General features: G+C 75.3%; 9 protein-coding genes. 1 reads left to right on the top strand and 8 read right to left on the bottom strand.

Features of this window, described 5'->3' with window-relative positions; all coding sequences use genetic code 11:
- Positions 1–118: 118 nt before the first annotated feature.
- The 5 genes from ACI78U_RS24165 to ACI78U_RS24145 form a co-directional block, all read right to left on the bottom strand.
- Complete coding sequence (locus ACI78U_RS24165; protein ID WP_456877980.1) at positions 119–1180, bottom strand: substrate-binding domain-containing protein; 1062 nt, start codon at positions 1178–1180, stop codon at positions 119–121.
- A gap of 143 nt (positions 1181–1323) precedes the next feature.
- Positions 1324–2484, bottom strand: coding sequence for an ABC transporter permease (locus ACI78U_RS24160; protein ID WP_456877979.1), 1161 nt, complete (start codon positions 2482–2484; stop codon positions 1324–1326).
- Positions 2481–4049, bottom strand: coding sequence for a sugar ABC transporter ATP-binding protein (locus ACI78U_RS24155; RefSeq protein WP_456877977.1), 1569 nt, complete (start codon positions 4047–4049; stop codon positions 2481–2483). Before ACI78U_RS24155 ends, ACI78U_RS24160 begins: the two co-directional genes overlap by 4 nt.
- Positions 4050–4211: 162 nt before the next feature.
- The gene (locus ACI78U_RS24150) at positions 4212–5378 is read right to left on the bottom strand and encodes an ROK family protein (RefSeq protein ID WP_456877975.1); all 1167 of its coding nucleotides are present in this window, start codon (positions 5376–5378) and stop codon (positions 4212–4214) included.
- A gap of 4 nt (positions 5379–5382) precedes the next feature.
- Positions 5383–6072: an alpha/beta fold hydrolase gene (locus ACI78U_RS24145; RefSeq protein WP_456877973.1), complete on the bottom strand. Its 690-nt coding sequence runs from the start codon at positions 6070–6072 to the stop codon at positions 5383–5385.
- Positions 6073–6201: 129 nt separating this feature from the next.
- Here ACI78U_RS24145 and ACI78U_RS24140 point away from each other — a divergent pair, with 129 nt between their 5' ends.
- Positions 6202–7656 carry an NAD(P)/FAD-dependent oxidoreductase gene (locus ACI78U_RS24140; RefSeq protein WP_456877972.1) on the top strand — a complete coding sequence of 485 codons (1455 nt, stop codon included), beginning with the start codon at positions 6202–6204 and terminating at the stop codon, positions 7654–7656.
- A gap of 21 nt (positions 7657–7677) precedes the next feature.
- Here the strand turns inward: ACI78U_RS24140 and ACI78U_RS24135 are convergent, their stop codons facing one another.
- Genes ACI78U_RS24135 through ACI78U_RS24125 form a run of 3 tightly spaced genes read right to left on the bottom strand, consistent with a single transcriptional unit; the run spans position 7678 to position 10786 of the window.
- A complete protein-coding gene (locus ACI78U_RS24135; RefSeq protein ID WP_456877970.1) occupies positions 7678–8361 on the bottom strand; it encodes an alpha/beta hydrolase in 684 nt (227 codons plus the stop codon).
- A 2-nt stretch (positions 8362–8363) separates the two neighbouring features.
- Positions 8364–9650 (bottom strand): erythromycin esterase family protein, encoded by a 1287-nt coding sequence (locus ACI78U_RS24130; RefSeq protein WP_456877968.1) that lies wholly within the window; start codon positions 9648–9650, stop codon positions 8364–8366.
- Entirely contained in the window at positions 9650–10786 is a 1137-nt protein-coding gene (locus tag ACI78U_RS24125) for a carboxylate-amine ligase (RefSeq protein WP_456877967.1), read from the bottom strand. The genes ACI78U_RS24130 and ACI78U_RS24125 overlap by 1 nt, the downstream gene beginning before the upstream one ends.
- Between the last annotated feature and the right edge of the window lie 231 nt (positions 10787–11017).

Raw genomic sequence — 11017 nt, 5'->3', positions numbered from 1 at the left:
CCCCCCCCCCCCGCCGCGCGCCCGCCCCGCGAGCAGCACCCCCCCCCGCCCCCCCCCCCCCCCCCCCGCCCCCCCCCCCCCCCCCCCCCCCCCCCCCCCCCCCCCCCCCCCGGGTGGATCAGGACTCGAACGCGGCGTCGATGTACTGGTCGACGTTGTCCGCGGTGACCACCGGCGCGTTCAGCACCGTCCGCCGCGGGACGCCCTGGGAGGTCAGGTCCGACAGGCTCTTGTCCTGGGCGACGAGCCGGGCCAGCGCGATGCCGTCGGCGGCCTGGGTGTGCGGGTAGATGACGGTCGCCTGGAGCACGGACTCGCCGGACTGGATCTCCCGCATGGCGTTGGCCGAGCCGGCGCCGCCGACCATGAAGAACTCGCTGCGGCCGGCGCTCTGGATGGCGGCCAGGACGCCGACGCCCTGGTCGTCGTCGTGGTTCCAGATGGCGTCGATCTGCGGCGCGGCCTGCAGCAGGTTCGACGCCGCCTCCTCGCCACCCTCGACGGTGAAGTCGGCGGCGACGCGGTTGTCGACGTCGAGACCGCACTCGGCCAGCGCGTCGGCGAAGCCCTGGCTGCGGTCCTGGGTCAGCGGCAGCGAGTCGATGCCGGCGATCTCGGCGACGACCGCGTCCGGGTTGTCGCCGAGCTGCTCGCAGATGTACGTGCCAGCCGAGACGCCCATCCCGTAGTTGTCGCCGAGGATCGTCGCGCGGGCGGCGAACTCGCTGTCGAACTCGCGGTCGACGTTGATGACCGGGATGCCGGCCTCCATCGCCTGGAGCGCGACGGGGGTCATCGCGGCGCCGTCGAAGGGCAGCAGCACGATGGCGTCGACGCCGTCGTTGATGAACGTCTCCACCTGGCTGATCTGGGTGCTGACGTCGTTGGTGCCCTCGGCGACGACGAGCTCGACGTCCTCGTAGTTCTCCGCCTCGGCGCGGGCGGCCTCGGTGATGCCGGCCATCCAGCCGTGGTCGGCGGCCGGGGCGGAGAAGCCGATGGTGACGGTCTCGCCGGCCTCGTCGTTGCTGCTGGCCGCCTGGTCGCCACCGCCACCGCCACCGCCACCGGTGTCCTCGGGCGTGTTGCTGGTACAGCCGGCCACGAGCACGCCTGCGCTGAGCAGGGCGACCGTGGCGTACGGCAGACGGCGGAACGGACGCTGCCTCGATGCGGACATGCTCTCTCCTCGGGTGTCGCCTCCCTGTCCGGGAGCCGGGTGGGCGCCGCCGGACGGGTCCGGCGGGTGGTGCGACCGGCGCGCGGGGGTCGCGCGCCGGGTGGTGCGGGGAAGTCCTGCGGGGAGGTCCCGGCCGGGGCCGGTCAGAGCGTCTTGCCGGTCGCGGCCGGCCGGGCACCACCGGGTCCGCCGTCGGCGGTGGTGCCGCCGGACACCGCGCCCGACGGCGAGCCGGGCAGGGCGGGCCCCCCGGACACGCCTCCGGACGGCGGCCGGCGGAAGCTGAAGCCGCCGGTGGCCAGCCGCTGCTGCAGCAGGACGGCGAGGACGATGATCACGCCGGTCGCCACGGCCTGCGCCGAGCTCGACAGGTTGTTGAGCGTGAAGATGTTGCCGAGCGTCTCGAAGACGAGGACGCCGAAGACGGTGCCGACGATCGTCCCCCGCCCGCCGATCAGCAGCGTCCCGCCGATCACGACCGCGGCGATGGCGTCGAGCTCGTAGAGCGTGCCGTGGGTCGAGCTGCCCGTCGTCGTCCGCGCCATCATCATCACCGCGGCGATGCCGCAGGTGATGCCGGACAGCACGTAGAGCTTGACGGTGTGCCGCTGCACCCGGATGCCGGCGAGACGGGCGGCCTCGGCGTTGCCGCCGACGGCGAACGTCCGACGGCCGAAGGTGGTGCGGTTGAGCAGCACCCACCCGGCCACGGCGACCAGCGCGAAGATGATCACCAGGGTCGGGACGCCGAGAACGTCGCCGGAGAAGAAGGACAGGAAGTCCCGGTCCCGCACGATCTGGGTGCGCCGGTTGGCGATGATCTCCGCCAGGCCGCGGGCGGCGGTGAGCATGGCCAGGGTGGCGATGAAGGCGGCGAGCCGGCCGTAGGCGATGACCACGCCGTTGACCAGCCCCGCGACCGCGCCGACGACCAGCGCGGTGAAGACCATGACGATCCAGTGGACGTCCTCGGCCATCTGCTGGGTGGCCAGCGTGGTGGCCCACACCGAGGCCAGGGCCACCAGCGCGCCGACCGACAGGTCGATGCCGCCGCCGATGATCACGAACGTCATGCCGACGCTCACCACGCCGATGACCGAGGCCAGCCGCAGGATGGTCAGGATGTTGTCGACGTCGGCGAAGCGGTCCCCCGCCGTGACGACGCCGACGACGCACAGGATGGCCAGGGCGACGACCAGGCCGAGGTTGCGGCCCACCGGCCCGGCCAGCAACCCGCCGGAGTGCCCGCGGCGGGCCTGCTCCTTGCCGGTCCCCGTGGTCAGCGCGGTGCTGCCCTCACTCATGCGACGTCCCCTTCGTGCACCGGGACGCCGTGCGTCGACGTCCCCTCCATGACCAGGTCGAGCACGCGGTGCTCGTCGAGTGCCGACGCCGGCTCCTCGGCCAGCACCCGGCCCTCCGCGACGACGAGGACCCGGTCGGCCAGACCGAGCACCTCCGGGATCTCGCTCGAGACCACGACCACCGCGACCCCGCGGTCGGCCAGGTCGCGGACCAGCGCGTAGATCTCCGACCGGGCGCCGACGTCGACCCCGCGGGTGGGCTCGTCGAGCAGCAGCACCCGGCAGTCACGCAGCAGCCAGCGGGCGAGCACGACCTTCTGCTGGTTGCCGCCGGAGAGCGTCCGCACCTCGCGGCCGACGTCGGCCGGGCGGACCTCGAGCGCGCTGACCTGCTCGCGGGCGGCGTCGCGCTCGGCGGTGCCGGACAGGAAGCCGCCGCGGGCGAAGCGGGCCAGGCTGGAGATCGAGATGTTGCGGGCGACCGACTCGCCGAGCAGCAGCGCCTGGCTCTTGCGCTCCTCCGGCGCCAGGCCGACGCCGGCGGCCACCGCGGCGCCGACGTCGCCGGGCCGCAGCCGGCGGCCGCCCACGCGCACCGAGCCGCTGGTCGCCCGGCGGGCGCCGTAGACGGTCTCGAGGATCTCCGAGCGGCCCGAGCCGACCAGCCCGGCCAGCCCCACGATCTCACCCGGCCGGACGGTGAAGGAGACGTCGGAGAACGCGCCGCGCAGGCCGAGGTCGTCGACCTCGAGCACCGGCTCGGCGGTGGCCGGGGGCCGGTGGTGGCGCTCGGGGAAGACGTACTCGATGTCGCGGCCGGTCATCAGCGTGATGACCTCGCGGGTGGGCGTCTCGCGGGCCGGCAGCCCGGTGGCGACGGTCCGGCCGTCCTTGAGGACGGTGATCCGGTCACCGATCTCCCGGATCTCCTCCAGCCGGTGGGAGATGTAGACGACGGCGACGTCGTGCGCGGTGAGGTCGCGGATGACCGTGAACAGCCGCTCGACCTCCTCGTTGTCGAGGACCGCGGACGGCTCGTCCATGATGATCAGCCGGGCGTCCTGGGACAGCGCCCGCGCGATGCTCACCATCTGCTGGGAGGCCGCGGGCAGCGACCCGACCTCGGCGGCGGGCCGGATCTCGGGGTGGCCGAGCCGGGTGAGCAGCTCCCCCGCCCGCCGGTTCAGCTCGCGCGGCCGGACGAAGCCCAGCTGGGCCTGCTCGCGGCCGAGGAAGACGTTGTCGGCGACGGTGAGCCCGGCCACCAGGTCGAGCTCCTGGTAGATCGTCGCGATGCCGAGGCCCAGCGCGGCCTGCGGCGTGGCCAGCCGGACCCGCTCGCCGCGCCAGTGGATGACGCCGTCGTCGGGCTGGTGGGCGCCGGCGAGGACCTTGATCAGCGTGGACTTGCCGGCGCCGTTCTGGCCGAGCAGGCAGTGCACCTCACCGGCGCGGACGTCGAGGTCGACACCGGCGAGCGCCCGGACGCCCGGGAAGGTCTTGACGATGCCCTGCATCTCCAGCAGCGGCGCCTCACGCAGCACCGCTCCCTGCTGGCTGTCCACGGCATCACCCGACTTCTGCTCATCGTTGACCATTAGTCCGACGAGTCGGGAACATATGAGGTGGCACACACGGGGTCAAGAGCCGACGGGACATCGGTTACCGGATCGCTATCTGCGCCGGGAGACACCCGGCCGTGCGGGCGGTGGTGCGGAGGGCCCGCGTCAGCGGGCGAGCGCCTGGTGGACGGAGTCCTCGTCGAGGTAGCCCTCGATGGCCATGAGGGCCGCGCCGATCCGGCCGGAGAGGTCCGGCGCCTCGCTGACGGTGATCTCCAGGGCGCGCGCGGCCAGCGGCATGGACCGGCCGTACACCGCCTCGCGGATCCCGGCGAGCAACGGGACGCCCGCCTGGGCGACCCCGCCGGTCATGACGATCCGGTGCGGGTTGAAGAAGTTGACCAGCGCGGCCAGGACGGTGCCGATCGTGCGGCCGGCGCGCCGGACGAGCTCCAGGGCCACGCCGTCGCCCTGCGCCGCCCGCTCGACGACCTCGCGGGTCGTCGTCACCGGCAGCCCGGCGGCCTGGGCGTCACGCAGCAACGCTCCCCCGCCGGCGATCGCCTCGAGGCAGTTGGTCTGGCCGCACCGGCAGACGACCTCGCGGCCGTCGGCGGAGGGGACGTGGATGTGGCCGATGTCGCCGGCGCTGCCCTGGGCGCCCCGGTACACCCCGCCGTCGACGATGATCCCGCAGCCGATACCGGTGCCGACCTTCACGACGAGGACGTCCTGCACCGACCCGGCCACGCCCATCTCGCCGAGCGCCATCACGTTGACGTCGTTGTCGACGAACACCGGACAGCCGTAGCGGCCGAACGCGCTCGGGATGGGGAAGTCGTGCCAGCCCGGCATGATCGGCGGGTGGGAGGGCCGTCCGGTCGAGAACTCGACCGGGCCGGGGACGCCGACGCCGGCGGCGCACACGTCGGCCGGGGTCAGCCCGGCCTCGGCCAGCACCTGCTGCGCCAGCCGGTCGACCTCGGCGAGGACCGGGCCGGGCCCCTCGGCGATGTCGATGGGGTGCCCGGCGGTGGCGAGGATCTGCGCCGACAGGTCGGTGACGGCGACGTCGACGCTGGTGACGCCCAGGTCGACGGCGAGCACGCACCCGGCCGCGCTGTTGAACCGCAGGAGCGTCGGCGGCCGGCCCCCGGTGCTCCAGCCGCGGCCGCCCTCCTCGAGCAGGCCGGCGGCGATGAGCTGGTCGACGCGCGCGCTCACCGTGTTGCGCGCGGCGCCGGTCAGCGCGACGAGCTCAGCCCGGCTCCGGGCACGGCCGGTGCGCACGTGGTGCAGCAGCGCGCCGGCCGAGGCGGAGGAGGAGCCCATGCCGTCATGGTGACACGCCGCGGGCCTGCTGCCCGTTGCTCGGCCCGGCGGCGTCGGCGAGGGCCGTCCGCAGCACGGCCGCGACGTCGTCGGGGTGGGTCTGCACGGTCAGGTGGGCCGCGCCGGGCACCTCCGCCACCCGGCCGCGGGGCGCCGCGGCGGCCACCCGCGCCGCCCAGTCCGGGCGGCAGAGCCGGTCGCGGGTGCCCCGGACGACGGTCACCGGCACGCCGACGGCGCGCAGCCGGGCGTCGATCCGGTCGGGGGCGGCGGCCCGCCACAGCGCCCGCATGGCCCGCGGGCCGGTGGTCAGCCACTGCGCCAGGACGAGGGGGACCTGCCACCACGGCTCGCGCACCGCCGTCCCCAGCCACCACCGCACGAGCGTCGCCGGCCGGCGCAGCCGCGGGTCGGTCGACGGGCCGAGCAGCACCACCCCGGCGACGCGGGGGTCGGTCGCCGCCGCGGCGACCACCTGGCAGCCCTGGCTGTGACCGGCCAGCACGGCCGGCCCGGTGCCGAGGCGGGCGCGCAGCGCGGCGGCGAGGTCGTCGAGCGGGGGAACAGGTGCAGACCGGCCCATCCCGGGTAGGAGCACGACGTCGGCGGGCACCCGCCGGCACAGCCGTGACCAGGACCGCCCGTCCAGCCCCAGGCCCGGGACGACCACGAGCCGGGGGATGAGGGCGGGCACCGGCCCGGTTGTACCGGGTGGACGCGGACACCGCGAGCGCACCACTCGACGGCGGCCGTGTCGGGGATCACCGCCCCGGCCCGGGTGCCGCAGGACAGCGGAGTCCCTGACGGGAGAGGATCAGTCATCATGACGACGACATCACCTGCGCACACCCCCGCCGACAGCTCGCGGACCGGCCGGCCGCGGGTGGTGATCGTCGGTTCCGGCTTCGGCGGCCTGTTCGCCGCGAAGGCCCTGCGCAAGGCCGACGTCGACATCACGGTGATCGCCAAGACCGGGCACCACCTGTTCCAGCCGCTGCTGTACCAGGTCGCCACGGGCATCCTGTCCGAGGGCGAGATCGCCCCGGCCACCCGTGAGGTGCTGCGGCACCAGAAGAACGTCCGCGTGGTGCTCGGCGAGGTCGTCGACATCGACGTCGACGCCCGGACGGTGACCTCCACCATCCTCGGCCGTACCGCGGTGCACCCCTACGACGAGCTGATCGTGGCCGCGGGTGCCGGGCAGTCCTACTTCGGCAACGACCAGTTCGCCGAGTTCGCCCCCGGCATGAAGAGCATCGACGACGCCCTCGAGCTGCGGGGCCGGATCTTCGGCGCCTTCGAGCTGGCCGAGATCGCCACCGACCCCGCCGAGGTCGAGCGGCTGATGACCTTCGTCGTCGTCGGCGCCGGCCCGACCGGCGTGGAGATGGCCGGCCAGATCGCCGAGCTCGCGCACCGCACGCTGCGCCGCGACTTCCGCAACATCGACCCCGAGCAGGCGCGCATCATCCTCATCGACGGCGCGCCCCAGGTGCTGCCGCCGTTCGGCCCGAAGCTGGGCGAGAAGGCCCGCCGGCACCTCAACAGGATGGGCATCGAGGTGCAGCTCGGCGCCCTGGTGACCGACCTCGACGCCGACGGCCTCACCGTCAAGGACTCCGACGGGCAGCTGCGCCGGATCACCGCGGCCACCAAGGTGTGGGCGGCCGGCGTCCAGGCGTCCCCGCTGGGCCGGATGCTGGGCGAGAAGACCGGTGCCGAGGTCGACCGGGCCGGCCGGATCTCGGTGCAGTCCGACCTCACGCTGCCCGGGCACCCCGAGATCCACGTCGTCGGCGACATGGCCAACCACCCGGACAAGCTGCCGGGCGTGGCGCAGGTGGCCATCCAGGGCGGGCGCTACGCGGCCGACCAGATCACCCGCCGCCTCGCCGGGAAGAAGCCCCGCGGGGCCTTCCGCTACCGCGACAAGGGCAACATGGCGACGATCTCGCGGTTCTCCGCCGTCGCCGACATCAAGAAGCTGAAGTTCGAGGGCTTCATCGCCTGGGTGATCTGGCTGGTGGTGCACCTCTTCTACATCATCGGCTTCAAGAGCCGCGTCACCACGGTGCTGCACTGGATGGTCAGCTTCCTCGGCCGCGGCCGCTCGCAGCGGGTCGCCACCCAGCAGCAGGTCTACGGCCGGCTGGCCCTCGAGAAGCTCGGTCCCGGCTTCTCGGCGTCCAAGACCGGCGGCCCCAAGGACCACGGCGACAACCCGGACGAGGTCAACCCCGACCAGCAGAAGGACCTCGTCGCGCGCCGCACCGCCTAGCACTCCTCGGCCCGCCCGGCGTCATCCGGGCGGGCCGAGCCACGTGTCGAGGGCGGCGGTGACGAGGTCCGGCGTCACCACGTGGCCGCCGTCGAACTCGTCGTAGGCGACGTCGTAGCCGGCCGCGGTGAGCTGCTGCGACACCCGCCGGCCGCAGCGCTCCACCGGCAGCACCCGGTCGGCGGTGCCGTGCGCGATCCACACGCGCGGGCGCCCCTCCCGCCCCGGCGGCGAGGCGAAGCCGGGCGAGAACGCGAGCAGCGCCTCGAACAGGCCGCCGTTGGCCAGGCCGAGCGACAGCGCGTACGAGGCGCCGTCGGAGAAGCCGCCCAGCGCCGTCCGCGACACCGCCAGACCCGCGGCCACCTGCTCCAGCGCGGCGTCCAGGACGGCGACGTCGCGGCCGAGCCCGCCGGCGATGAGGTCCCAGGTGGTGGCGACCGACGACGTGGCGAGCACGGCGACCCCGCGGGCCCCGGCGACGTCACCCACCGCGGCCAGGGACTGCGCGGCGTCGCCGCCGGCGCCGTGGCAGAACACCAGCAGCGGCCGCGCGCCGGTGCCCCCGCCCGGGACCGCGACCAGCGCCTCGGCGCGGCCCCCGAGGTCGAGCGCGGTGGTGCCCGGCGGCAGCGGCGGGCCGGCCGGGTCGGGACCGGGGCGGGCCTCGAGTCGTCCCGCGGCGGCCGGGCGCGGAGCGGCCACGGCTACACCGCGTGCGCCACGGGGGGCACGTGCTCGTCGGGCCGCTCGAGGTGCAGCGGCTGCAGCGGCGTCGTCTCCTCCAGGTACAGGAAGGCGTCGTAGCGCTCCCCGAGCACGGTGGGCACGTAGTTGCCCCAGCGCTCGCGCTCGGGCCGGTAGACGACGCCTATCGCCCGGTGGTCGAGCCGGCGGTCCAGCCAGCCCGGGCGCGCACCCGGCGGGACGACGACCAGCGCGTCCCGTCCGAGCGCCTCGTGCAGCAGGTGCTCCAGACTGCCCTCCCGGGCCGGCGGGACGGTCATCCGCTCCATCTGCGCGCCCCACTCCCGCCCGGCGACCACCCCGCCGCGGTGCCCGCCGAAGCCGACGAGGACGACGTCGCCGGCTCCGTGCCGCTCCCGCAGCAGCTGCCCCAGGTTGGTCATCCCGGCGTCGGCCATGTCGGTGGCCCGAGCGTCGCCGACGTGGGTGTTGTGCTCCCAGACGACGGCCTTCGCGCCGGTGTGCGCCAGCAGCCGGTCGAGGGTGTCGGCCATGTGCACGTCGCGCACGTTCCAGGACGCCGCCGACCCCGCCAGCATCGACCGGTAGTAGCGCTCGGCCCCGGCGACGACCGCGGCGTTCTGCTCGGCGGCGAAGCGGGCCTCGGGGTCGTCGCCGTCGGTGGTGGCGCCGCGCTCCTCGCACAGCCGACGCAGCAGGTCGACGACGGTCTGCTCGCAGGTCGCCGGCGCCAGCCGGGTGGCGAAGGCGTACTCCGCGCCGTCCTCCCCGTAGGGCTCGAAGCAGCGCAGCGCCTGCACGGCGGCGTCGGCGTGGTCGGGCTCGTGCTCCCGCAGCCAGGCGACCAGCTGCTGCATCGAGTCCCAGAGGCTGTAGACGTCCAGGCCGTAGAAGCCGACGCGGTCGGCCTCGGGCCGGGGCGCGTTGTGGTCGCGCAGCCACCGGCAGGACTCGACGACGTCGTCGTTGGCCCACATCCAGGTCGGCCAGCGGGAGATGGCGTCCAGGGCGGTGCGCGGGTCGGCGTCGGCGCCCGGGCGCAGCCGCACGCTCCGGTTGACCCGGTAGCAGTCGGGCCAGTCCCCCTCGACGGCCACGAGGCCGAAGCCGCGCTCCTCGACCAGCCGGCGGGTCAGTGCCGCCCGCCAGGCGTAGTACTCGTGCGTGCCGTGGCTCGCCTCGCCGATCGCGACCACCCGGGCGTCGCCGACCCGGGCGAGCAGCGGGTCGAGGTCCGTCGCGTCGCGCAGCGGGAGTGCGAGCCCCCGGACGTCGTCCCGGTCCATCAGACCTCCCCGGCCGCCCCTTCCCGGACGACCCGCTCGGCGACCGCCCGGCGGTCGCCCGTGCGCAGCCAGGTCCTCCGCTGCCGTGCCGCGGACGTACCCCGGCCGAGCAGGTCCTGCACCAGGACGCACACCTCGTCCCACTCGCCGGCGGCGGTGAGGTCCTCCTCGAGCTCGGCGAGCAGCCCGCTGACCGCGTCGCGGGCGTCGACCAGCTCCAGGCGCAGCGGGTCGAACAGCCGCCCCGCGACGCCCTCCCGCGCAGCCCGCCACCGGGCGGCGCGCAGGTGCTCCGGGCGGACCTCGGGCACCGGCTCGCCCCGGACGGCGCGGGCGGCGAGCACCCGCACGAGCGAGCGGACCAGCGCCGCGTGCAGGACGGTGTCGTCGAGGGTGGTGCAGACGTCGGCCAGGCGGAACTCGATCGTGGGCAGCCGGGCCGAGGGGCGGACGTCCCAGTAGAGGTGCGAGCCGTCGGCGACGACGCCGGAGGCGACGAGGCCCGCGAGCACCCGGCGGTAGCCGTCGGCGTCGCCGAGGGGCTCGGGGGCGCCGGCGTGCGGGAACCGGGTCCACCACAGCGTCCGCCAGGACTCGTAGCCGGTGTCGACGCCGTCGTGGAACGGCGAGCTGCCGGTCATCGCCAGCAGCACCGGGACGTAGGGCCGGGTGCGGTCGAGGACGGCGACGGCGGTGTCGAGGTCGGGGACACCGACGTGCACGTGGCAGCCGCAGATGTCCTGCTGCCGGGCCAGGCCCGCCCAGCGCTCGACCATCGCCTCGTACCGCTCGCCCGGCGTGACCGGCATCGTGTGCCAGGACCCCCAGGGGTGGGTGGAGGCGGGCAGCACGAGCAGCCCGTCACGGGCGGCGGCCGCGGCGGCCTCGGTGCGAGCGGCGGTCAGCTCGGCGCGGACCTGCGCCAGCGTGGTGCACACGCCGGTGGCGATCTCGAGCTGGGTGGTCGCGATCTCGGGGAGGACGCGCGGTCCGGCCTCGCCGGCCAGGGCCGCGGCCGAGGCGCGCGGCCCGGGGGTCAGCTCGTAGGTGCCGGGGGCGACGAGGTGGAACTCCTCCTCGACGCCGAGGGTGCGCCCGACGGCGCCGCTGTCGGACTGCTGGCCGTCGGGGTGCACGCCGCTCCTGGGTGCCGTCGGGGGTGTCGTGGGGAGGGTGCCGTCAGGGGTTCTGCCGGGCAGGCCGACGCTACGACCGGCTGACCCGGCGCGCACCTGCTGACCAGCACGGTCGTGGGGGGGGGGGGGGGGGGGGGGGGGGGGGGGGGGGGGGGGGGGGGGGGGGGGGGGGGGGGGGGGGGGGGGGGGGGGGGGGGGGGGGGGGGGGGGGGGGGGGGGGGGGGGTGGGGG

This window comes from Geodermatophilus sp. SYSU D00710, from assembly GCF_054050195.1.
Note: the sequence above shows the minus strand (reverse complement) of the source record. Positions and strands in the feature narration are given on the sequence as shown.

Excerpts from the sequence above, each read along its gene's own strand:
- ACI78U_RS24165 (WP_456877980.1), bottom strand. The coding sequence starts at position 1,180 with ATGTCCGCATCGAGGCAGCGTCCGTTCCGCCGTCTGCCGTACGCCACG.
- ACI78U_RS24160 (WP_456877979.1), bottom strand. The coding sequence starts at position 2,484 with ATGAGTGAGGGCAGCACCGCGCTGACCACGGGGACCGGCAAGGAGCAG.
- ACI78U_RS24150 (WP_456877975.1), bottom strand. The coding sequence starts at position 5,378 with ATGGGCTCCTCCTCCGCCTCGGCCGGCGCGCTGCTGCACCACGTGCGC.
- ACI78U_RS24140 (WP_456877972.1), top strand. The coding sequence starts at position 6,202 with ATGACGACGACATCACCTGCGCACACCCCCGCCGACAGCTCGCGGACC.
- ACI78U_RS24130 (WP_456877968.1), bottom strand. The coding sequence starts at position 9,650 with ATGGACCGGGACGACGTCCGGGGGCTCGCACTCCCGCTGCGCGACGCG.